Below are 20877 nucleotides of genomic sequence, written 5' to 3' on the forward strand. Positions count from 1 at the left end.
GGCGGCGATCACGGTGATGTCGTATTGGGCTTCTTGCGCATCACGACTGCGAGGTTAATTCGATGGCACTAGCGACACAGGGCGCTATACGGTGCCGGCGGGATTCGTGCCGACCAAGGTCGGCACCTACCAAAGCAGAGCCATTGCCGACCGAGGTCGGCAGCGACCAGAGCAGATCCAGACGCCGATGGAGGTCGGCAGTCGGCCCTTACAACGGCTTCGGCGAGAACGTCAGCGTGGCGATCACGCCGCGCTCGCCACCGGGGCGCACGCTGACCTGCCAGCCGTACAGATCGCACAGGCGGCTGACGATCGACAGGCCGATGCCACCGCCCTGCGAATGGCCGGCATGGGTGCCGCGATAGCCGCGCTGGAACAGCTTGGCGGCGTCTTCTTCGCTCAGGCCAGGGCCGCTGTCAGTCACCGACACTGAATTGCTGCCGACAAAGACGCGCACTTCGCCATCCTGCGAGTACTTCACCGCGTTGCCGATCAGGTTGCCCAGCGCCACCGACAAGGCCGCCTCCGGCGCATCGATCACCAAGTTGCGCTCGCCTTCCAGCGCCAGCTCCAGCGGCTTGCCACCCAGCTGGGCGCGGTGGGCGTCCAGCAGCTGTTCGGCCACGCGCGCGACGTTGCTGGTGCCCTGCCCGCGTTCGTTGCGCGACAGCAGCAGCAGTGCGCCGATCAGGTCGCTGCACTGCTGTTCGGCACGCTGGATGCGCTGCAGGCGCTGCAACACCTTCTCATCCAGGCCGGGCCGGGTCAGCAGCAGTTCGGTGGCGCCACGGATCACCGCCAGCGGCGTGCGCAGTTCGTGGCTGACGTCGGCATTGAACTCGCGGTCGCGCTGCACCACTTCGGTCAGTCGCGACGAATAATCATCCAGCGCCTGCGCCAGCTGCCCCACTTCGTCGTCGGGGAACCGCGGCGCCAGCGGCTCGGGATCACTGGTGCCGCCGCGATAGGCACGCAGCCGCGCGGCCAGGTCCGAGACCGGCTTCATCACCTTCGATGCCGACCACCAGCCCAGCACCAGCGACAACAGGCTGAACACCAGCACCGACAGCACCAGCGCGCGGTTGAGCTGCTGCCCACCGCGCACGCTGTCGGTCATGTCATAGGCCAGGAACGCCCAGGCGTCGGGCGTCTTGCGCACGGCCAGCTTGTAGGAATAGCGCTGGCCGCGCTCGTCCACGCCGCCCATGTTGTACAGGCCATCCTTGAACTCATACCAGTCCGGCTCTTCCTCGCGCAGCGCGTCAAACTTGTCAGGCTTGATCAGGCGCGCACGCATCTGCTGCACGGGCAGGTCGGGGTTGCGATCCGGGCTCTCGTAGAACCGCCGCACGTACTCGTTGATGTTGCGGTTCATCACGTCTTCCACCAGCTGGTTTTCCACGCGCATGCGGGCCCAGTTGGTGGCAAACGCGAACAGTGTCGTCAGGCAGAAGCCCAACAACACGAACGAGACGATGATGCGGCTGCGCAGGCGCCGGCGATACGGCGAACGCCGGCGCTCCCCCTTGGTTGCCACGGAATCAGGCTTCCGGGGTGGCGATGCGGTATCCGATGCCATGGCGGGTCTGGATCAGCGGCACTTCAAACGGCTTGTCGACCACCGCACGCAGGCCGTGGATGTGGACACGGAGCGAATCCGAGTCGGGCAGCTCCTCGCCCCACACGCGGGTTTCCAGCTCCTGGCGGGTGACCACGGCCGGCGCGGCCTCCATCAGGGCCTGCAGGATCTTCAGCGCGGTCGGGTTGAGTTGCAGCAGCTTGCCCTGGCGGCGCACTTCCAGCGTATCCAGGTTGTATTCCAGGTCGCCGGTTTCCAGCACGCGGGTCTGCACGCCCTTGCCGCGGCGCGACAGCGCGTTCAAGCGCACTTCCACTTCCTGCAGCGCGAACGGCTTGATCAGGTAGTCATCGGCGCCGGAATCGAAACCGGCCAGCTTGTTGTCCAGCGAGTCGCGGGCGGTCAGCATCAGCACCGGGGTCTGCTTGCGCGCTTCGTTGCGCAGCTTGCGGCACACTTCGATGCCATCCATGCCCGGCAGGTTCAGGTCCAGAACGATGGCGTCGAACTCGTGGACCACGGCCAGGTGCAGGCCGGTCACGCCGTCGGCGGCGAAGTCCACGGTGTGGCCACGATCCTCAAGGTAGTCGCCAAGGTTGGCGGCGATGTCGCTGTTGTCTTCGATTACGAGAATGCGCACTGGGACCTCTGGTTCTTGAAGGGTCGTCGGGGGGCCAGGCCCACCCGCTCAGGATGCCCCTGCGTGGGTGGACGCGACGTCTACCTGCTGAACGATACAGGTTCCATTCTTAACATTTCGTACCGAAGGGCCGACACCGGCAAAAGCCCCCTCGGCGAGCGGTCAGCGGCTGATGCGCTGCTGGTCGGTCAGCGCCCGGCGGCTGTCTTCCTGGGCCTTGCGACGCTGGGCCACGGTCAGGCAGACGCTGGTCGGCATGTTGCTGCCGGTAAGGCGCTCGCGGCGGCAGATCATGCGGCTGTCGGCCTGGGCGCGGGTCATGATGGTGTTGACGATCTCCTGCTCGTTGAACAGGTCGTTGCGCTCCTGCGGGGCCAACTCATCCACCTTCTCCCGGCCATTCATCTTGATCCGGATCCGGTTCAGTGCCTGCTGCACGCGACTCTTGTCCTCCAGCCCGATCTCGCTGTAGTCCTCGCTGCCCATGGCCGTTTCAACGCGGCGGATCTGCTCGGACACCGGGGTGAAGGCATCCATCTGCACGGTGTCCTTCTGCGCCTTGGCCTGCACGGTGGCTACCAGGCCGAGCGACAGCATCAGGGCAAGTGTCGTATTGCGGTACATGACGAGCTCCATGTTCGTCCATGAATAGGGTCTCGACTGTACGATTCCGCCGATGCGCCCACAAGGGACGCACGGCAGGGTGACCGATGGCGGCATGCGATCGGTCCGGCAGCGATCAGGGCTTGTAGTTGTTGAAGCGCTGGTTGTCGTTGAGCGCCTTGCGGCTGTCTTCCTGCGCCTTGCGGCGCTGGGCCACGGTCAGGCAGACACTCTGCGGCATGTTGCTGCCGGTGGTGCGTTCACGACGGCAGACCATGCGGCTGTCGGCGTGGGCGCGGGTCATGATCGTGTTGATCACTTCCTGGTCGTTGAAGATCTCGGTGCGGTCCTGCGGACTGACCTGCTCCACGCGTTCGTGGTCGCCCATCTTGATCTTGATGCGGCCCAGCGCCTGCTGCACGCGGCTTTTGTCTTCCAGCCCGATCTCGCTGTAGTCCTCGCTGTTGATCGCCGTCTCAACGTTGCGGATCTGTTCGGCCACCGGTGCGTTGGCGTCGAACTTCACCTGCCCTTTCTCGGGCTTGGCGTGGGCGGTGGTGGCCAGGGCCAGGCCCAACATCAGGGCGAAGGGGGTCATGCGCTGCATCGTTACCTCCAGGTTCTTCCATGAGTGGAACATCGATCCTGCGGTGCCACCGATGCGCCGTCACAGCACGCTCGATGGGCCGAAGGGCGGTGCGGTCAACGCCCGGCGGGCGGTGGGCTGAGCGTGTTGTAGCTGCGCTGGTCGTTGATCAGCGCCTTGCCTTTCTCTTCGATCCGGCGCCGTTCGGCCACGGTCAGGCAGCGGCTCTTGGGCATGTTGCTGCCGGTGGTGCGTTCGTACCTGCAGATCTGCCGGCTGTCTTCATGGCCACGCGCCAACAGGGTGTTGATGCGTTCCTGCTCGTTGAAGACCTCGGCCTGCAGCTGCGGCGGCAGCTCCTGCACGGTCTGGCGTTCGCCCATGTGCTGGCGGATACGCGACAGCGACTGCTGCACCTGGCCGCGATCCTCGGCGGACAGTTCGGCATAGTCGGGGGCGGCCAGGGCGGTTTCCACCTGACGCATCTGCTCGGCGACCGAGCCCTGCCGGTCCATCTGTACAGCCACTTTCTCCGGCTTGGCGGCAACAGCGCCAGACAGGCCCAGCAGCAACGCGATCATCATGATGCGGTACATCGCCAACCTCCCGATCCATCCCGGAACGAAGGGCCAACTCTACGACCGTCACGCGGCCTCCACAAGAGACCTTGGGCATGGGGCCGACAGGCATAAAAAAGGCCCAGACGGTGCACCCGCCTGGGCCTGAAGTCGTATCCCGATACCGATCCTGCTGAGAGGCAGAGCTGCGGTTCGCTGAAGCCTACGCCCGATCCGATTAAAGCCTCGTTAAAGGCCCGGATCATTTGCCGGTGAGAATCATAACCCCATGGATAATCAGGGTTTTTTGATCTTCTCTACGTGCTCGATGATGCGTGTCGCCACGTCGACCCCGCAGGCCGCTTCGATGCCTTCCAGCCCGGGCGTGGAGTTGACCTCTAGCACCAGCGGGCCGCGCGCGGAACGGATCAGGTCCACGCCGCAGACCGACAGGCCCAGCGCCTTGGCCGAACGCACCGCCACCTGCTGCTCGGCACGGCTGGCCTTGGCCGCCACGGCGGTACCCCCGGCGTGCAGGTTGGAGCGGAAGTCGCCCTCCGGTGCCTGCCGCTGCATCGACGCCACCACCTGGTCGCCCACCACGAAGCAGCGCAGGTCGGCCCCCTTGGCCTCGCCGATGAATTCCTGCATCAGGAAGTTGGCGTACAGGCCGCGCAGCGCTTCGACGATGCCGCGCGAGGCACTGGCCTTCTCGGTCAGGATCACGCCGCGCCCCTGGGTGCCTTCATTGAGCTTCACCACGTGCGGCGGCGGGCCCAGCATGGACAGCAGGTCGACGGTGTCGTCGGGGTTGTCGCCGAACACGGTGACCGGCATGTCGATGCCCTTGGCCGCCAGCAGCTGGTGCGCGCGCAGCTTGTCGCGCGAACGCAGGATGGCGTCGGACGGATTGGGCGTGCGCGCGCCCATCAGCTCGAACTGGCGCAGCACCGCGGTGCCGTAGCGGGTGATCGAGGCACCGATGCGCGGAATGACCATGTCCACGCCGGTCATTGGCCGGCCCTTGTAGTGCATGGAAAAGCCATCGGCGGCGATGCGCATGTAGCAGCGCAACGGGTCCAGGATGCGCACGGTGTGGCCGCGCGCGCGCGCCGCCTCGACCAGCCGACGGGTGGAATACAGGGAGCTGTTGCGGGACAGGATGGCGAGCTTCATCGCGGTGGGATCGGTCGGCAGGCGCGAAGCATAGCGCGGGCGTGTGGCGGGTGGATGATGCCTGGCCCGTGCCGCCTGCGCCGGTAGTGGCCGGCTCCTGCGGCGACGATTCCGGCGAAAGAGTAACCGTCGCCGGATACACCACAGGCCCGCATCACCATGCGGGCTGGTTCCGCTTCAGAACCCGCGCGCGGATTCACCCAGCGCTGCGATGCAGGCCATCTGCGTGACCGATCCGGCCGAGGTCCCCTCATAGATCTGCCACAGAAGCTGCGCGGCCTTCGGCCCACCGGCGCGACCCAGTGCGCGCACTGCCTCCAGCTGGCGGGAGGTGCCGGCACCGGAGTTCCTGTAGATCTCATGAAGGCTGCCGACGACGTCGTCCTTCGTTTCCATGCGCTGCTTCCGTGTAGGAAATGCGGCAACGCTAACCGGGCGGGCATGGCCGTGGATATGAAACTAATCAGAAATGAAGAAGGCCGCTGATGAGCGGCCTTCTGTCTACGCGCGTGGCGCGATTGGAGCGGGCGATGGGAATCGAACCCACGTCAGTAGCTTGGGAAGCTACAGCTCTACCATTGAGCTACGCCCGCATTGCGGGTGAAAGTCTATGCGGTGGGGCCGGTGTTGCGCAATGGCAGCGTGCCGCAATGGGGTCAGAGCCGTTTCCTGGCGGAAACGGATCCGACCCCCGGCGCAACAGGTCAGAGCCCTTTCCTTGCGGAAAGGGCCCCGACCCCAGCGGGTGCTGCTTAGAACGTGCCGCTGAAGTTGGCGAACAGGGTAGCGTCCTGCGCGCGCTTCTGGCCGGTCGAAGCGCTCAGGCCGAAGTTGCTCTGCAGGCCAAACAGCTCGGTGCGGGCGCCCAGCACGACGGTGGCGTAGTTCTTGTCGAACTTCAGGCCCGGCACGCGGTAGCTGCCCAGTTCCGGTAGGGTCTGCAACCAGGCGCTGGCCTGCTTGGTGTCCTCGAACTCGTGATCGTAGGTCACCTGCGCGTACGGCTTGACGGCGCCGCCATCGAAGCGGGCCTGCCAGCCGAGGCGGCCGACGGTCGAATCGACGTTCTGGCGGTCATAGCCCAGTGCGGTGGCCAGGGTGCCAGCCGCAGCACTTTCGGTGTAACCGTCGATCTTCACCTTCTGCCAGATCACCGAGGCGATCGGGCCGTGGCGGAAGCCGCCTTCGGTGCCGAACTCGTAACCGGCGTTCAGGGCGGCGGTCAGGTTGCTGCCGTCCGGCGAACCACCATGCTCACGGGTGGCCGGGCCCAGCTGGACCTTGCGGTTCACGTCATAGGACAGCCAGGTGTAGCTGACCTGGCCGTTCACCCAGATGCGGTCGCCATACCAGCCGGCGAACAGACCGGCGGTGGTGTCCTTCTGGGTGAAGTCGCCACGGCTGTTGCCGAAGTCGGCGCTGAGGCGGCCGAAGCCGGCGAAACCGCCGAACACCATGCCGTCGCGGGCCCAGTCGATACCGAACAGGCCGGCCGGGGCCAGGCCGTCGTACAGGTCGGCGTGGTCGTAGCGCTGCAGGTCACCGCGCACGCCGCCCCACCAGGACAGGCCGTCAGCCGGACGACCACCCAGGTGCATGCTGACCTGGTCGGCACGCGAGCGGCCGATGGTCTGTGCCGAGTGGCTCAGCACCTGCTGCAGGCGCGGGCCTTCCAGCACCGAGACCGCGTACTGACCCAGCAGCTGATGACCCGCGGTGGTCGGGTGCACGCCATCGGCGAACAGGTAGGTGTTGGCCGCATCCGGGCTGACGTAGCTGGTCGGGTTGCAGGTCAGGATGCTCTGCGTCGAGTTGGCCGGATCGATCTTGCAGGCGGTGCTGGTGACGTTGGTGAAGCCGTACATGCCCGGGTTGGCGGTCACTTCACGCAGGATGCTGAAGGTGTCGAGCGGAATGAACTCGATGCCCGCCTGCTTCAGACCACCGTACAGGGCCTTGTTGTAACCGGCCGACAGTGCAGTGGCGGCGGCGGCGTTGGGGCCACGGAACTGCGGAGTGATGCCCACGTCCGGCAGATTCGGCACGAGCACGTACTGGGCACCGGCCTGCTTCAGGGCGCCCACCAGCGCGATCTGGTCGGTGACCGCGGCGCCGATGATGCCCTGCACCTGGGCCTGCGAGGCACCACCGGCCGCTGCGCGCGTGGCCGCGAACAGATCATTGGCACCGCCCCAGACGGTGTACAGGGCATTGGCGTCAGCCTTGCCACCATTCGCAGCAAGGTAACGGGTCGCCTGCGACTTCAGCGACGGAATGGCTCCGAGGCCACCCGCTTCGTCGGCCGATACACGGGCGCCGCCGACGGCGTAGTTGTCACCGTTCTGGCCATTGCCGTTGGGCGTGCCGTTGAGGCCGTAGTAGTTGGCGACCTGCTGCGCCCACACCCAACCCGGGTTGGTGGTGAACTGGCCGGTCACCGGACGCACATCGGCCGGCAGCAGCGGGCGGAAATAGCCAGCGTCGGTCAGGCTGTCACCGAAGAACACGGCCTTGGAATAGGGGGATTCGCCTGCCATGGCCGGAAGCGCGGCCAGCGCGATCGCGGCCGCCATCAGGGAGCGGATCGGGCGTTTGCTGAGCAGCATGTAAAAAACTCCTGTGGGGATATCGTTGAGGACCCGGCGGACGTACGCCGGCGCACGGTGAATGGTTCCACTGCGCCGCGTTTTGCTCACGCTGCGCCGCCGCATGGATTGTCGCCTGAGGGCGCTGGACCACGCTGTGCCGGGGCTGGCGATCAACGAAATTTGCAAGGGTTCCGATCCGCGCAGGCCATCGGCGACAATGCGGCGATGAACATCCAGCTCAACGGCGAACCCCGTACCCTGCCCGCTTCGGCGACCCTCCACGACCTGCTGCAGGCCGAGCAGCTGCTGCAGCGCCGGGTGGCGGTGGAGGTCAACGGCGAGATCGTCAGCCGCAGCCGCCATGGCGAGTACGTCCTGGCCGAAGGCGACGTGGTGGAGATCGTGCACGCGCTGGGCGGGGGCTGAGGCCTGCGCGGGTGTTCAGGGGTCAGATCCCTTTGCCGATGGCAAAGGGATCTGACCCCACGCTCGACCCCGCCCTCTGCGTGACCCCATCTTCAGGCGGATAAGCGATAATCGCGCCATGAACGTTCATGTCTCCCCCGATTCGCTGGTGATCGCCGGCAAGACCTATGGCTCGCGGCTGCTGACCGGCACCGGCAAGTTCAAGGACCTGGAAGAAACCCGCCTGGCCACCGAGGCCGCTGGCGCCCAGATCGTCACCGTGGCCATCCGCCGCACCAACATCGGGCAGAACCCGGGCGAGCCGAACCTGCTGGACGTGCTGCCGCCGGAGCGCTTCACCATCCTGCCCAACACCGCCGGCTGCTACACCGCCGAGGACGCCGTGCGTACCTGCCGGCTGGCCCGTGAGCTGCTGGACGGCCACAACCTGACCAAGCTGGAAGTGCTGGGTGACCAGAAGACCCTTTACCCGGACGTGATGCAGACCCTGAAGGCCGCCGAGCAGCTGGTCAAGGACGGTTTCGAGGTGATGGTCTATACCTCCGACGACCCGATCCTGGCCAAGCGCCTGGAAGAGATCGGCTGCGCTGCGGTGATGCCGCTGGCCGCGCCGATCGGTTCGGGCCTGGGCATCCAGAACAAGTACAACCTGCTGCAGATCATCGAAGACGCCAAGGTGCCGATCATCGTCGACGCCGGCGTCGGTACCGCGTCGGACGCGGCGATCGCGATGGAGCTGGGCTGCGACGGCGTACTGATGAACACCGCCATTGCCGGTGCACGCAGCCCGGTGCTGATGGCCAGTGCGATGCGCAAGGCGGTCGAGGCCGGCCGCGAGGCCTTTCTGGCCGGACGCATCCCGCGCAAGCGCTACGCCAGCGCCTCCTCGCCGGTGGATGGGCTGATCGGCTGATGACCAATCCATTCGACAGCGCCGGTTCCAAGGCTCCGCCCAAGCCCTTCACCGTAAGCGAGGGCCGCCGCGAAGTGCGCAGCTTCGTGTTGCGCCAGGGCCGCTTCACCCCTGCCCAGCAGCGCGCGTTCGACGAACGCTGGCCGCGCTTCGGCATCGATTACAACGGTCAGCTGCGTGACCTGGACGCCACCTTCGGCCGCCCGGCACCCAAGGTGCTGGAGATCGGCTTCGGCAACGGCGCCGCGCTGCGCTTCGCCGCCCAGCACGACCCGTCGCGCGACTACATCGGCATCGAGGTGCACGCCCCGGGCGTGGGCCGTCTGCTGAACGCGCTGGCCGAGGACAATGCCGACCACGTGCGCCTGTACCACCACGATGCGGTGGAAGTGCTGCAGAACGAGATCGCCGATGGCGCGCTCGATGAAGTGCGCATCTACTTCCCGGACCCGTGGCACAAGAAGCGCCACAACAAGCGCCGCCTGCTGCAGCCGGCGTTCGCCGAACTGCTGGTGCGCAAGCTGCGCCCGGGTGGCCGCCTGCACTGCGCGACCGACTGGGAAGACTACGCCGAGCAGATGTGGGATGTGCTCGATGCCACCGCCGGCCTGGTCAACCGTGCTGGCCCGCGTGGCAGCGTGCCGCGCCCGGACTGGCGCCCGCAGACCCACTTCGAGACCCGCGGCCAGAAGCTCGGCCATGGCGTCTGGGACCTGCTGTACGACCGCACCTGACGATCGCCTGAGGACGCCGCGCCCCACATGGATACCGCGCTGACGCTGACCAACGACATGAAGCTCGTGCTCGGGCTGGTCGGCTTCACGATGGCGATGTTCCTGTTCGAGCGCATCCGCGCCGACGTGGTCGCGCTGGTGGTGCTGGTGGTGCTCGGTGTCACCGGACTGATCGCGCCGGAGGAAATCTTCGGCGGTTTCTCCGGTAACGCGGTGATGAGCATCATCGCCACCACCATCCTCGGTGCGGGTCTGGACCGCACCGGGGCGCTGAACCGGCTGGCCGCCTGGCTGCTGCGGCGCGGCCACGGTGTCGAGCAGCGGCTGCTGATGATGACCACGGCCATCGCCGGCCTGAACTCATCCTTCATGCAGAACCCGTCGGTGATGGCGTTGTACCTGCCGGTCGCCTCGCGACTGGCAGCGCGCACCGGGCTGACGATGCAGCGCCTGCTGCTGCCGATCTCGGCGGCGATCGTGATGGGCGGCGCGCTGACTATGGTCGGCAATTCGCCGCTGATCCTGCTGAACGATCTGCTGGCCTCGGCCAACAACAACCTGCCCTCCGGCCTGGCCACCATCGAGCCGCTGCGCATGTTCGCGCCGCTGCCGATCGGCGTGGCACTGCTGGTCGCCTCGCTGCTGTACTTCCGCTACTACGGCGACCGCAAGCTGATCGAGGAAGAAAACCTGGTCAACGACGGGGTCACCCCGGCGCGAACCGAGAGCTACTTTGCCAAGACCTACGGCATCGAAGGCGATGTGTTCGAGCTGGTGGTCAGCGCCGAAAGCCCGCTGGTCGGCATGACCCTGGGCGAGGCCGAGACCCTGCACGATGCGCCACTGCTGCTGGCCCTGAAGACCGGCAATGACACCCGCCTGGCGCCGCCGGCGGAGATGCGCATCTGGGTCGGCAGCGTGCTCGGTGCGATGGGCCCGCGCCAGCAGATCAGCGACTTCGCGCAGAACCAGTTCCTGCGCATGTCCTCGCGCCTGAAGCACCTGGGCGACCTGTTCAACCCCAGCCGCGCCGGCATTTCCGAGGCGGTGGTGCCGCCGACCTCGAACGTGATCGGCAAGAGTGCGGCCGACCTGCGCCTGCGCAAGGAGCGCGGCATCAGCCTGCTGGCGATCAACCGCGACAAGCAGGTGATCCGCGAGGACGTGCGTGACGTGCAGCTGCGCGCCGGTGACATGCTGGTGTTCCACAGCATCTGGACCGACCTGGCGCAGGCTGCCAAGAGCCGCGACTTCGTGGTGGTGACCGACTACCCGACCGGCGAGCAGCGCCCGCACAAGTTCAAGATCGCGATGGCGATCTTCGCGTTGACCATCCTGATCGCGCTGACCAGCAAGCTGCCGGTGGCGCTGACGCTGATGACCGGCGTGGCCGGCATGCTGCTGACCGGCGTGCTGCGCATGGACGAGGCCTATGCCTCGATCAACTGGAAGACGGTGTTCATGATGGCCGGGCTGATTCCGCTCGGCTGGGCGATGGACTCCAGCGGTGCGGCCGCGTGGGTGGCCGGCCATACCATCGACAAGCTGCCGACCGGCATTCCGGTGTGGGTGCTGGAGGTGGCGCTGGCGCTGCTGACCACGGCGTTCTCGCTGGTGATCAGCCATGTGGGCGCGACCATCGTGATGGTGCCCATTGCGGTGAACCTGGCACTGGCGGCGGGTGGCAACCCGACCGCGTTCGCGCTGATCGTGGCGCTGTCGGCGTCCAACAACCTGATGACGGCCTCCAACCCGGTGATCTCGATGATCACCGGCCCGGCCAACTACACCCCGCGCGAGATGTGGCGGGTCGGCGGCCCGTTGTCGCTGATCTACACCTGCGTGGTGGTGCTGATGATCAACCTGATGTTCTGAGGGGCTTGATCGGCAGGGCTGCGCCCTGCACCTGCAGAAGCCGAAGCAACAGCAACAGCGGGCATTCCGTGGGATGGCGGGGCACTGTGGGTTTGCGGGGGCGCCGTAAACCCATCCATGGGGGCTTGGCCGCGGCATCCATGCCGTTCACACCCCGCAAACCCACAGTGCGCCGCCTTCGACAGTTTCACGCGGCGGGTGGTGGGTGCCGACCGTTGGTCGGCACGGATCTCGCTCTGTTAGCTGTCGACCTTGGTCGACACGGCTTTGTAGAGTCGAGCCGTGCTCGACTGCTTCTGGCCTCAAGCCAGGTAGACCTGCCCGTCGCGCACGTCCACCGGCACCGCGCGCAGGCGGTCGCCCTTGCACGGGCCGGCGATGCAGTCGCCACTGTCCAGCGCGAACGACGCGCCATGCGCGGCGCACACCAGGTGGCCCTCGCGGCTCTTCAGGAACTGCCCCGGCGCCCAGTCCAGGCGGCGGCCGGCATGCGGGCAGATGTTCAGGAATGCGCGCACCTGCGCGCCGTCGCGGTACAGCACCAGCGATTCGGCATCGCCATCGACCACCGCTTCGACCTCGGCAAACGCGCCATCGGCAATGGCATCCAGGGCGATCAGGGCAGCAGCGGCAGTCATGGCGAAGGCTCGTACGGTAAACCCGCATTGTCGCATGCCCACTCAGGTGACTGGCTGCGACATGAACACAAGTCATTGATCCGTAATAAGCACAGGCTATATTTAACGAGTTTTTCACTCAATGACAGTGGCGCGTCCCGATACTCTGGTTTCGCTGATCCCAGCCTATCGAGCCGCCATGTTCAATCGCGCATCCGCCTTCAACCAGTTCCGCACCCTGTTCGCGCCGCGCAAGCCGCGCCACCCGCTGGTGCGCGTTGCCGTGGGCCTGCTTGGCCTGGCGATCCTGGCCGCGATGGTGTTCATCGGTGTGTTCGTCGGTGCGGCGATGATCCTGGTCGGCCTGGCGTGGAAGCTGCTGGCCTCGCGCAAGCCGGGTGTTGCCCGCCCGGTCGACCCGACCGTGGTCGAAGGCGAGTACCGCGTGGTACGCAAGCCGGTGTTGCCGGCCTCGCGCTGATCCACCTCCTGCGCGCCCGCTGACGGCGGGCGCCATGCGTTCTAGACTGCGGGCACGCTCTTCCTGGATGCCCGCATGTCCCATGTCTCCGATGTGATCCCTGCCGTAGCCCTGCCGCGTGTGCCGGTAGCCGGTGGTGGCAGTTTCCCCGTGCACCGCATCTACTGCGTCGGCCGCAACTTTGCCGACCACGCCCGCGAAATGGGTGCGGCAGTGCCGGCGGCCGATGACCGTGGCCGCCCGATGTTCTTCAGCAAGCCGGCCGATGCGATCGTGGTCGGCCACGACGATGCCATCCCCTACCCGCCAGCGACCGCCAACCTGCACCACGAAGTGGAGCTGGTGGTGGCGATCGGCCGCGATGCGCCCGTCGGCGAGCTGGCGGTGGCCGATGCCGACGCACTGGTCTACGGCTATGCCGTCGGCCTGGACCTGACCCGCCGCGACCTGCAGGCCGCCGCCAAGGACAAGGGCCACCCGTGGGACGCGGCCAAGGGCTTCGATGCCTCCGCGCCGATCAGCGAAATCGTCCACGCCGAGGAAGTCGGCGACCTGGCCGCGCTGAACCTGTCGCTGGAGGTCAACGGCGAGGTGCGTCAGCAGGCTCTGCTCGACCAGATGATCTGGAACGTGCCGGAGATCCTGCATGAGCTGTCCAAGCTGTGGCAGCTGCGTGCCGGCGACCTGGTGTTCATGGGCACGCCGTCCGGCGTGGCCGCGCTCAAGCCCGGCGACCGCTTCAGCGCGCGCCTGGAAAACGTGGCCGAGCGCCACGGCGTGATCGCCGGCTGACATCACCTGCGCTACCCTGCGCGCTGTCCACTTCCCCACCGGAGAAAAACAACAATGGGAATGCTCACCGAGTTCAAGGAATTCGCGATGCGCGGCAACGTCATCGACCTCGCCGTCGGCGTGGTGATCGGCGCGGCCTTCGGCAAGATCGTGACCGCACTGGTCGAGAAGATCATCATGCCGCCGCTGGGCTACCTGATCGGCCGCGTGGACTTCTCCAGCCTGGCCTGGACGCTGTCGCCAGCCCGGCTCGGACCGGATGGCAAGGAGATCCCGGCGGTGGTGGTTGGCTACGGCGACTTCATCAACACCGTCATCCAGTTCGTGATCGTGGCTTTCGCGATCTTCATCGTGGTCAAGGCGATCAACCGCCTGTCGCGCAAGAAGGAAGCGGCACCGGCGGCGCCGGCCGAAGAAGTGGTGCTGCTGCGCGAGATCCGCGACAGCCTGAAGAAGTAAGGGTACCGGGCGCCTATGGGCGCCCCTCCCACCTGTAGAGCCGAGCCCACGCTCGGCTGATCTGCGAAAGGCAGCCGAGCATGGGCTCGGCTCTACAGAAGCAGGCGAAAGCCCCGCTCCGGCGGGGCTTTCGCTTTGCTGCATCTGGCGGAAAACAGCATCCGCGCCAGCCATGACCTCCCGCCCATGCGCCGGGCTGAACGACTGTTAAGCTCCAAGGCTTAGGTCCCTTCCCGGAGTTGTCCATGCGTCGCCGCGTCCTTGCCATCGCATCCTCCCTCGCCCTGTTGGCCGCCCCGGCCTTCGCGGCACCGCGCACCACCACCCTGCCCCCCGCCTCGCTGGCGACCGCCGCGCAGCTGCGCGACCAGGCGCTGGCCGATGACACCGGCTGGAAGGTGGTCGAGTCGCTCACCACCGAGATTGGTCCGCGCATCGCCGGCAGCGAAGCCGATGCCCGCGCCGTTGCCTGGGCCGAAGCCAAGTTCAAGGCCCTGGGCTTCGACAAGGTCTGGAAGGAGCCGGTGACGTTCCCGAAATGGGAGCGTCGCAGCGAACACGCCGCCGTGACCGGCAGGAACCCGCAGCCGCTGCAGATCACCGCACTGGGCGGCAGCCCGGGTGGCACCGTGGAAGCCGAGGTGGTGCGCTTCGCCGATCTGGCCGCGCTGCAGGCCGCACCGGCAGGTTCGCTGAAGGGCAAGATCGCCTTCGTCGATTACCAGATGCTGCCCTTCCGCGATGGCCGCGATTACGGCCGCGGCGGTGCGATCCGCAGCAAGGGCCCATCCGAAGCCATCCGCAAGGGCGCGGTCGGCTTCCTGATGCGCTCGGCCGGTACCGACTCGCACCGCGTGCCGCACACCGGCATCACCCGTTTCGATGACGGCCTGACCCCGGTGCCGTCGGCCGCGCTGTCGGTGCCCGATGCCGACCAGCTGGCCCGCCTGCTGGCGCGTGGCAGCACCACAGTGAAGGTGGCACTGGATTGCGGCTGGGACGGCACCGCCACCTCGTACAACGTGATCGGCGAGATCACCGGCCGCAGCCTGCCGAAGGAAGTGGTGGTGATCGGTGGTCACCTGGATTCGTGGGACCTGGGCACCGGCGCTGTGGATGACGGCGCGGGCGTGGGCATCACGATGGCCGCCGGCCACCTGATCGGCCAGCTCAAGCAGGCACCGAAGCGCACCATCCGCGTGATCGCCTTCGCCAACGAGGAACAGGGCCTCTACGGCGGCAAGGCCTATGCCGAAGCGCACGCGAAGGACGTGGCCCTGCACCAGCTGGCCGCCGAGAGCGACTTCGGCGCAGGCCGCATCTACGCCTTCAATACTGGTTCACCGAATCCGGAAGGCTCGCGTGAGGCGACGAAGCAGATTGCCGAAGTAATGAAGCCGCTGGGCATCGAGTACCAGGCCGACAAGGGTGGCCCTGGCCCGGACGTCGGCCCGCTGGCCGCCAAGGGCGGTGCGTGGGCGTGGCTGGCGCAGGACGGCTCGGACTACTTCCACCTGCACCACACCGCCGACGACACGCTGGACAAGATCGACCCGAAGGCACTGGCGCAGAACGTGGCCGCGTATACGGTGTTCGCCTACCTGGCGGCGGAAGCCGACGGCAGCTTCGGCAGCGAGGCCAAGGCGACCACGCCGCCGAACGAGTGATGCGGTGACACAGGGGGTCAGAGCCCTCGCCCTTGGCGAGGGATCTGACCCCTGATCGTATTAGCTCTCCCAGACCCGGGTGTTGCTTACCCCGATCGTCTGCGGCTTGAACAGCGGATCACGCTGCTTGCGCTTCTGCGCCTCGTAATCGCGCAGTGCGGCCAGGGCAGGCCTTTGCAACAGCAGGATGGCGATGATGTTCAGCCAGCTCATCAGGCCGACGCCGATGTCGCCCAGCGACCAGGCCACCGTTGCACTGTTCACCGCCGAGTAGCCGGTTGCCGCCAGGAACAGCAGCTGGAAGCCGCCCATCACCCAGGGCGTCGGCCGATCACGGCACAGATAGCTGACGTTGGTCTCGGCCATGTAATACAGCGCCAGGATGGTGGTGAACGCAAACGGCAGGATCGCCAGCGCCACGAACGAACGGCCGAAGCCCGGCAGCGTCGATTCCACCGCGTGCTGCACGAAGCGTGGGCCGGCTTCGACACCCGGCAGATTGCCCAGCAGCAGGCGCGCCTCATCCGGAATACCGTTCACCGCCGGGTCGTAGACGTTGTACAGGCCGGTGGACAGGATCAGGAAGGCGGTCGCACTGCACACCACCATTGTGTCGATGTAGACCGAGAACGACTGCACCAGGCCCTGCTTGACCGGATGCGAGACTTCCGCGGCGGCGGCCGGATGCGCACCACTGCCCATGCCGGCCTCGTTGGACAGCACGCCACGGCGCACGCCCCACTGGATGGCGGTGCCGATCATCGCGCCGAACGCCGCATCCACGCCGAATGCACTGCGCAGCACCAGCATGATCACCTCCGGCACCCTGTCCGCGTTGAGCACCATCACCAGCGCCGCGACCAGCAGGTAGGCCACGGCCATCAGCGGCACCACCCATTCGGCCACGCGCGCAATGCGCCGCACACCGCCGATGAGGATGGCACCCAGCACCACCAGCAGAACCGCCGTGGTGGTCATCACCGGCACGTCCCAGGCTTCGTTCACCGCACTGGTGATCGCATTGGACTGCGTGCCGGCCAGCATCGCGCCCGCCAGCACCGTCACCAATGCGAACAGCACTGCATACCAACGTTGGCCGAGGCCTTTTTCGATGTAGTACGCCGGGCCACCCCGGTATTGTCCTTTGCCGTCGCGCTCCTTGTAGATCTGCGCGAGCGTGGACTCGATGAAGGCGCTCGAGGCGCCGAGGAAGGCGACGATCCACATCCAGAAGATCGCGCCGGGCCCGCCGAAGGCGATGGCCATGGCGACGCCGGCGATGTTGCCCACGCCCACGCGGCTGGACAGCGAAAGGGACAACGCCTGGAACGGCGACACGCCGGCATCGGAGCGCTCATGGCGGAACATCAGGCGCAGCATGTCCGGCAATGCACGCAGCTGGATGAAGCGCGTGCGGACGCTGAAGTACAGGCCGGTGAGCAGGCACAGCACCACCAGGTAGGGGCTCCAGACGACGCCAAGGATCGCGTTGACGATGGATTCGATGTTCATCGGCGGCCCCTCAGAAGAACATGCCCAGGGCGACCTGGGGGCTGATGATGCGGCCGGTGTTGCGGCCGGCCACGCTGAACTCGACGCCGGCGATCAGGCCCAGTGACGGGCTGAAGTGGTACTCCACGGCCGGCGCCAGGGTGACGCTGCGGCTGGCCGGGCGATGCTCGTCGATGCGTTCGAAACCACCGCTGGCGTTGCGCGCGAAACCCCTCAGGCGCTGGCCGGTCTCGCGGCTGGCGGCCACTTCCATCACGCCCACCCAGCGCGGATTGAAGCTGTACTCGGCGCCGACCGACAGGCCCAGCACCGACCCCCGGGAGATGTGCCCCTGGAAGCTGTCGTCGGTGCCGTAGACGCTGGCCCCGGAGATCGCCGTCCGCGACGGCGCAGGCCCGGCGCTGAGCTGGGCACGCCAGCGCAGCGGGCGGTCGTTACCCAGCCAGACCACCTGCTGCACGCCCAATGCGGCAGTTGTGCGCTGCACACCGTCGCCCTGCGCATCGAGCGGATTGCCGGTGATGCGGTCATGGCTGCCGGTGCTGAAGCGCTGCACCAGCGCGACCGAGATGGCCGGACGCGTGCCATCGGCATTGGGCGCCTGCAACAGGTACTGCAGGCGCGCGGTGGTGTCACCGGCACGGAAACCACTGCTGCGCGCGCCGCCCTGTTCGGCACGCGATGCACTGAGATTGACCTGCCCCATCACCCGGTCGCTGAAGCCGTAGATGATCGGTACCACCGTTGCCCATGCGCCGCTGCGTTGCCCACTGCGGCGGCGATGGCCGCCATCGTCGTAATGATCGCGGCTGTCGATCCGCACCAGATAGGGTTCGATGTACCAGTTGCCCTGCGGCAGGCCAGCCGGGTTGGGGGTGATCAGCGGCCCGGTGAAGTTGACGCCGTCCAGGCTGCGTTCGCTGGCTGCGGCACGGCCGTTGGCAAGGACGCTGGTCAGGACCAGCAATGCGATGAGGATACAGCGTGGGTGATGCATGGCAGCCTCTTCTGGACAACGTGGGATGGAGTTCCACCCTGCGTTGCCGGAAGCGGCTGACCAATAAGGAAACTTTCAAAACATCATGCGCGCTTGACGCAATTACGGACCCTGGAAGGGGTCAGAGCCCTCGCCTGCGGCGAGGGATCCGACCCGGGATACCGGATCAGCCGCGGCGGCTCGCCCACTGCGCCAGCAGTACCGCCGTGGCCGAGGCCACGTTCAGGCTCTCCACCGCGCCGCTGCCGGGAATCGAGACCTGCTGGTCGCACGCTCCCGCCAGGCTGCGGTCCATGCCCTCGCCTTCGGCGCCCATCACATACACCAGGCGGGCCGGCAGCGAGGTGCGGAACACGTCGTCACCGCCCTCCACCAGGGTCGCCGCCAGGCCGAAGCCGGCCGCACGCAGCTGCGTCATCGCCTGGGCGGTCTCCGGCAGCTGCACCAGCGGCACCGCTTCTGCACCGCCCTCGGCCACGCGCGCGGCGGCACCGGACAGCGCCAGCGTGCTGCCGGCCGGCAGCAGCAGCGCCTTGGCGCCGAAGTGTGCGGCCGAGCGCAGGATCGCACCGAGGTTGTGCGGGTTGCCCACGCCATCAAGCCACAGCGCCAGCGCCGGGCCGTCGCCGACCTGCTCCAGCCACTGCGCCAGCGGCAGCGCCGGTGCGCGCAGCACATCGGCCACCACGCCTTCGTGGTGGGTGGTGCCGGCAAGCTTGTTCAGATCGCCGTCTTCAACCACGCGATACCCCACGCGGTTGGCCACGCACCACTTCAGCAGCGGCTGCAGGCGCGGAATGCGCGCCTCCAGCAGGTACAGCTTGCGCAGCGCCTGTGGCCGCGCTTCGAACGCGGCCAGCACGGCATTCAGGCCGTACAGGCGCAGCTCGTCGCTGCCACCGCGCCCACCACCGCCCGTGGCCGGCACCTCCGGGCGCGGCAACGGCGTTGCGCGCGGCGGACGGGCGGACGGGCGGCGGTTGTTCCAGGGGTTGTTCACTTACACACTCTCCTGCTTGCGCTGGCGCCAGAAATCGGCGTTCTTGATGCCCAGGGCATCAGGGTCGAACACCGGATCCAGGCCCAGCTTCTTCTGTCGTTCGTAGTCACGCAGGGCCAGCATCGCCGGCTTCTGGATGATGAGGATGGCAATGATGTTCAGCCAGGCCATCAGGCCGACGCCGATGTCACCCAGCGCCCAGGCCAGGGTCGCATTATGGAACGCGCCGAACACCACCATGCCGATGATGCCCAGGCGCAGCACCAGCACGGTCAGCGGGCGCTTCCTGTTGTGGTTCACATAGCTGAGGTTGGTCTCGGCCATGTAGTAGTACGCCATGATGGTGGTGAAGGCGAAGAAGAAGATGGCGATCGACACGAACGCCGAACCCCAGCCCGGCAGCACCGCTTCCACGCCGGCCTGGGCGTAGCCCGCACCTTCGGGAATACCGGCCAGGCCCTGGAAGATCGGCGCGGCGCCCTCCACCGGCGAGTACACGTTGTAGGTACCACTGGCCAGGATCAGGAACGCGGTGGCGGTGCACACCATCATGGTGTCGAAGTAGATCGCGAAGGCCTGCACGTAGCCCTGCTTGGCCGGGTGCGAGACTTCCGAGGCGGCCGCTGCATGCGGGCCCGAGCCCTGGCCGGCTTCGTTGGCATAGATGCCGCGCTTGATGCCCCACTCCACCGCCAGGCCCATCATCGCGCCGAACGCGGCGTGGGTACCGAAGGCGCTGCTGAAGATGATGTTGAACATCTCCGGCACGCGGTCGTAGTTGATGATCATGATGACGATGGCCATCAGGATGAAACCGGCGGCCATGAACGGCACCACCACTTCGGCGAAGTTGGCGATGCGCTTGACGCCACCGAAGATCACCACGCCCAGCAGCAGCGCCACCACGATGCCGATGCCCAGCTTCAGCGCCTGCACCGATTCCATGCCGAAGGCCTGGCCATCGAGCGAACCGCACAGCGCGGTGCCACGGCAGGCGTTGATGATGCTGTCGGCAATGGCGTTGGCCTGTACGCCCGGCATCAGGAAGCCGGCGGCGATGATCGTGGCGATGGCGAAGGCCAGCGCGTACCACTTCAGGCCCATGGCCTTTTCGATGTAGTACGCCGGGCCACCGCGGTAGCGGCCTTCGGCGTCCTTGGTCTTGTAGATCTGCGCCAGGGTGCATTCCACATACGACGTGGACGCGCCGAGGAAGCCCATCACCCACATCCAGAAGATCGCACCGGGGCCGCCGAAGGCGATGGCCGTAGCCACGCCGGCGATGTTGCCGATGCCCATGCGGCCGGCCATCGACATGGCCAGGGCCTGGAACGAGGACACGCCGGCGTCGGATTTCTCACCCTTGACGGTGAGGCGGCACATCTCGAAGAAGCCACGGATCTGCATGAAGCGCGTGCGCAGGCTGAAGAACAGGCCGGCGCCCAGGCACACGAAGATCAGTGCCTTGCTCCAGATGATGCTGTTGATGAAGTGTACGGTTGCTTCCACGCGCGCTCTCTCCAGTCGGCGGGTTGTAAGGACGTCCCGTCGGCTGGAAGGGACCGGTCGATTCTCCCTGATCGCAGGCCGCTGCGGTAGCGCTGTTTTGTAGAGCCGAGCCCATGCTCGGCTTGGCCCCCCGAGGGCAGCCGAGCATGGGCTCGGCTCTACAGCG

Annotated in this window: 22 protein-coding genes and 1 tRNA gene; 9 read left to right on the forward strand and 14 right to left on the reverse strand. The window is 66.8% G+C overall.

Going from position 1 to position 20877, the window contains the following annotated elements; all coding sequences use genetic code 11:
- Positions 1–208: 208 nt before the first annotated feature.
- From AC5QAB_RS03165 to AC5QAB_RS03180, 4 genes are all read right to left on the reverse strand, one after another.
- On the reverse strand, positions 209–1579 hold the full coding sequence (locus AC5QAB_RS03165) for a sensor histidine kinase (protein WP_032957212.1): 1371 nt from the start codon (positions 1577–1579) through the stop codon (positions 209–211).
- The gene (locus AC5QAB_RS03170; protein WP_005410804.1) at positions 1542–2219 is read right to left on the reverse strand and encodes a response regulator transcription factor; all 678 of its coding nucleotides are present in this window, start codon (positions 2217–2219) and stop codon (positions 1542–1544) included. Before AC5QAB_RS03170 ends, AC5QAB_RS03165 begins: the two co-directional genes overlap by 38 nt.
- Positions 2220–2381: 162 nt before the next feature.
- The gene (locus AC5QAB_RS03175; RefSeq protein ID WP_014648206.1) at positions 2382–2843 is read right to left on the reverse strand and encodes a hypothetical protein; all 462 of its coding nucleotides are present in this window, start codon (positions 2841–2843) and stop codon (positions 2382–2384) included.
- A gap of 115 nt (positions 2844–2958) precedes the next feature.
- Positions 2959–3429 (reverse strand): hypothetical protein, encoded by a 471-nt coding sequence (locus AC5QAB_RS03180; RefSeq protein ID WP_014648207.1) that lies wholly within the window; start codon positions 3427–3429, stop codon positions 2959–2961.
- Here AC5QAB_RS03180 and AC5QAB_RS03185 point away from each other — a divergent pair.
- Entirely contained in the window at positions 3419–3550 is a 132-nt protein-coding gene (locus tag AC5QAB_RS03185) for a hypothetical protein (RefSeq protein WP_258391312.1), read from the forward strand. The genes AC5QAB_RS03180 and AC5QAB_RS03185 overlap by 11 nt on opposite strands.
- Here the strand turns inward: AC5QAB_RS03185 and AC5QAB_RS03190 are convergent.
- From AC5QAB_RS03190 to AC5QAB_RS03210, 5 genes are all read right to left on the reverse strand, one after another.
- Positions 3525–4004: a hypothetical protein gene (locus tag AC5QAB_RS03190; protein WP_032957208.1), complete on the reverse strand. Its 480-nt coding sequence runs from the start codon at positions 4002–4004 to the stop codon at positions 3525–3527. The two genes, AC5QAB_RS03185 and AC5QAB_RS03190, sit on opposite strands and share 26 nt — an antisense overlap.
- A gap of 258 nt (positions 4005–4262) precedes the next feature.
- Complete coding sequence (rimK, locus tag AC5QAB_RS03195) at positions 4263–5141, reverse strand: 30S ribosomal protein S6--L-glutamate ligase (RefSeq protein ID WP_005418651.1); 879 nt, start codon at positions 5139–5141, stop codon at positions 4263–4265.
- 177 nt (positions 5142–5318) lie between these two features.
- On the reverse strand, positions 5319–5537 hold the full coding sequence (locus tag AC5QAB_RS03200) for a hypothetical protein (protein WP_049405652.1): 219 nt from the start codon (positions 5535–5537) through the stop codon (positions 5319–5321).
- A 123-nt stretch (positions 5538–5660) separates the two neighbouring features.
- A tRNA-Gly gene (locus tag AC5QAB_RS03205) sits at positions 5661–5734 on the reverse strand.
- A 159-nt stretch (positions 5735–5893) separates the two neighbouring features.
- Positions 5894–7747 (reverse strand): autotransporter domain-containing esterase, encoded by a 1854-nt coding sequence (locus tag AC5QAB_RS03210; RefSeq protein WP_046432240.1) that lies wholly within the window; start codon positions 7745–7747, stop codon positions 5894–5896.
- 207 nt (positions 7748–7954) lie between these two features.
- Between AC5QAB_RS03210 and thiS the strand changes: the two genes are divergently transcribed.
- The 4 genes from thiS to AC5QAB_RS03230 all read left to right on the forward strand — a co-directional run bounded on the left by thiS (position 7955) and on the right by AC5QAB_RS03230 (position 11677).
- Positions 7955–8155, forward strand: a complete 201-nt coding sequence (gene thiS / locus AC5QAB_RS03215) for a sulfur carrier protein ThiS (protein ID WP_032957227.1) — start codon at positions 7955–7957, stop codon at positions 8153–8155.
- A 118-nt stretch (positions 8156–8273) separates the two neighbouring features.
- Entirely contained in the window at positions 8274–9068 is a 795-nt protein-coding gene (locus tag AC5QAB_RS03220) for a thiazole synthase (RefSeq protein ID WP_005418798.1), read from the forward strand.
- Complete coding sequence (trmB, locus tag AC5QAB_RS03225) at positions 9068–9802, forward strand: tRNA (guanosine(46)-N7)-methyltransferase TrmB (protein WP_032957196.1); 735 nt, start codon at positions 9068–9070, stop codon at positions 9800–9802. The genes AC5QAB_RS03220 and trmB overlap by 1 nt, the downstream gene beginning before the upstream one ends.
- A 27-nt stretch (positions 9803–9829) precedes the next feature.
- A complete protein-coding gene (locus tag AC5QAB_RS03230) occupies positions 9830–11677 on the forward strand; it encodes an SLC13 family permease (protein WP_032957191.1) in 1848 nt (615 codons plus the stop codon).
- A 302-nt stretch (positions 11678–11979) separates the two neighbouring features.
- Here AC5QAB_RS03230 and AC5QAB_RS03235 read toward each other — a convergent pair whose 3' ends face one another.
- Positions 11980–12315 carry a Rieske (2Fe-2S) protein gene (locus tag AC5QAB_RS03235; RefSeq protein WP_012511947.1) on the reverse strand — a complete coding sequence of 112 codons (336 nt, stop codon included), beginning with the start codon at positions 12313–12315 and terminating at the stop codon, positions 11980–11982.
- Between the two features lie 178 nt (positions 12316–12493).
- Here AC5QAB_RS03235 and AC5QAB_RS03240 point away from each other — a divergent pair, with 178 nt between their 5' ends.
- The 4 genes from AC5QAB_RS03240 to AC5QAB_RS03255 all read left to right on the forward strand — a co-directional run bounded on the left by AC5QAB_RS03240 (position 12494) and on the right by AC5QAB_RS03255 (position 15693).
- Positions 12494–12775, forward strand: coding sequence for a hypothetical protein (locus AC5QAB_RS03240; protein ID WP_005410817.1), 282 nt, complete (start codon positions 12494–12496; stop codon positions 12773–12775).
- A gap of 75 nt (positions 12776–12850) precedes the next feature.
- The gene (locus tag AC5QAB_RS03245; protein WP_032957188.1) at positions 12851–13567 is read left to right on the forward strand and encodes a fumarylacetoacetate hydrolase family protein; all 717 of its coding nucleotides are present in this window, start codon (positions 12851–12853) and stop codon (positions 13565–13567) included.
- Between the two features lie 54 nt (positions 13568–13621).
- The gene (mscL, locus tag AC5QAB_RS03250; RefSeq protein ID WP_005418809.1) at positions 13622–14026 is read left to right on the forward strand and encodes a large-conductance mechanosensitive channel protein MscL; all 405 of its coding nucleotides are present in this window, start codon (positions 13622–13624) and stop codon (positions 14024–14026) included.
- Between the two features lie 245 nt (positions 14027–14271).
- A complete protein-coding gene (locus AC5QAB_RS03255) occupies positions 14272–15693 on the forward strand; it encodes a M28 family peptidase (RefSeq protein ID WP_032957185.1) in 1422 nt (473 codons plus the stop codon).
- A 60-nt stretch (positions 15694–15753) separates the two neighbouring features.
- Here the strand turns inward: AC5QAB_RS03255 and AC5QAB_RS03260 are convergent, their stop codons facing one another.
- From AC5QAB_RS03260 to AC5QAB_RS03275, 4 genes are all read right to left on the reverse strand, one after another.
- Positions 15754–17205, reverse strand: a complete 1452-nt coding sequence (locus AC5QAB_RS03260; RefSeq protein ID WP_134966441.1) for an alanine/glycine:cation symporter family protein — start codon at positions 17203–17205, stop codon at positions 15754–15756.
- A gap of 10 nt (positions 17206–17215) precedes the next feature.
- Entirely contained in the window at positions 17216–18202 is a 987-nt protein-coding gene (locus tag AC5QAB_RS03265) for a hypothetical protein (protein WP_049404925.1), read from the reverse strand.
- 166 nt (positions 18203–18368) lie between these two features.
- Complete coding sequence (locus AC5QAB_RS03270; protein ID WP_046432259.1) at positions 18369–19202, reverse strand: TrmH family RNA methyltransferase; 834 nt, start codon at positions 19200–19202, stop codon at positions 18369–18371.
- A complete protein-coding gene (locus tag AC5QAB_RS03275; protein ID WP_164110907.1) occupies positions 19203–20711 on the reverse strand; it encodes an alanine/glycine:cation symporter family protein in 1509 nt (502 codons plus the stop codon).
- Positions 20712–20877 lie beyond the last annotated feature (166 nt).

The organism is Stenotrophomonas sp. YJH_SMC_127 (genome assembly GCF_059372445.1).

What these genes read in the sequence shown, in the direction of transcription:
- AC5QAB_RS03165 (WP_032957212.1), bottom strand. Translation starts at nt 1,579, where the DNA reads ATGGCATCGGATACCGCATCGCCACCCCGGAAGCCTGATTCCGTGGCA.
- AC5QAB_RS03175 (WP_014648206.1), bottom strand. Translation starts at nt 2,843, where the DNA reads ATGTACCGCAATACGACACTTGCCCTGATGCTGTCGCTCGGCCTGGTA.
- AC5QAB_RS03185 (WP_258391312.1), top strand. Translation starts at nt 3,419, where the DNA reads ATGCGCTGCATCGTTACCTCCAGGTTCTTCCATGAGTGGAACATCGAT.
- AC5QAB_RS03180 (WP_014648207.1), bottom strand. Translation starts at nt 3,429, where the DNA reads ATGCAGCGCATGACCCCCTTCGCCCTGATGTTGGGCCTGGCCCTGGCC.
- AC5QAB_RS03190 (WP_032957208.1), bottom strand. Translation starts at nt 4,004, where the DNA reads ATGTACCGCATCATGATGATCGCGTTGCTGCTGGGCCTGTCTGGCGCT.
- rimK (WP_005418651.1), bottom strand. Translation starts at nt 5,141, where the DNA reads ATGAAGCTCGCCATCCTGTCCCGCAACAGCTCCCTGTATTCCACCCGT.
- AC5QAB_RS03200 (WP_049405652.1), bottom strand. Translation starts at nt 5,537, where the DNA reads ATGGAAACGAAGGACGACGTCGTCGGCAGCCTTCATGAGATCTACAGG.
- AC5QAB_RS03210 (WP_046432240.1), bottom strand. Translation starts at nt 7,747, where the DNA reads ATGCTGCTCAGCAAACGCCCGATCCGCTCCCTGATGGCGGCCGCGATC.
- thiS (WP_032957227.1), top strand. Translation starts at nt 7,955, where the DNA reads ATGAACATCCAGCTCAACGGCGAACCCCGTACCCTGCCCGCTTCGGCG.
- AC5QAB_RS03220 (WP_005418798.1), top strand. Translation starts at nt 8,274, where the DNA reads ATGAACGTTCATGTCTCCCCCGATTCGCTGGTGATCGCCGGCAAGACC.
- trmB (WP_032957196.1), top strand. Translation starts at nt 9,068, where the DNA reads ATGACCAATCCATTCGACAGCGCCGGTTCCAAGGCTCCGCCCAAGCCC.
- AC5QAB_RS03230 (WP_032957191.1), top strand. Translation starts at nt 9,830, where the DNA reads ATGGATACCGCGCTGACGCTGACCAACGACATGAAGCTCGTGCTCGGG.
- AC5QAB_RS03235 (WP_012511947.1), bottom strand. Translation starts at nt 12,315, where the DNA reads ATGACTGCCGCTGCTGCCCTGATCGCCCTGGATGCCATTGCCGATGGC.
- AC5QAB_RS03240 (WP_005410817.1), top strand. Translation starts at nt 12,494, where the DNA reads ATGTTCAATCGCGCATCCGCCTTCAACCAGTTCCGCACCCTGTTCGCG.
- AC5QAB_RS03245 (WP_032957188.1), top strand. Translation starts at nt 12,851, where the DNA reads ATGTCCCATGTCTCCGATGTGATCCCTGCCGTAGCCCTGCCGCGTGTG.
- mscL (WP_005418809.1), top strand. Translation starts at nt 13,622, where the DNA reads ATGGGAATGCTCACCGAGTTCAAGGAATTCGCGATGCGCGGCAACGTC.
- AC5QAB_RS03255 (WP_032957185.1), top strand. Translation starts at nt 14,272, where the DNA reads ATGCGTCGCCGCGTCCTTGCCATCGCATCCTCCCTCGCCCTGTTGGCC.
- AC5QAB_RS03260 (WP_134966441.1), bottom strand. Translation starts at nt 17,205, where the DNA reads ATGAACATCGAATCCATCGTCAACGCGATCCTTGGCGTCGTCTGGAGC.
- AC5QAB_RS03265 (WP_049404925.1), bottom strand. Translation starts at nt 18,202, where the DNA reads ATGCATCACCCACGCTGTATCCTCATCGCATTGCTGGTCCTGACCAGC.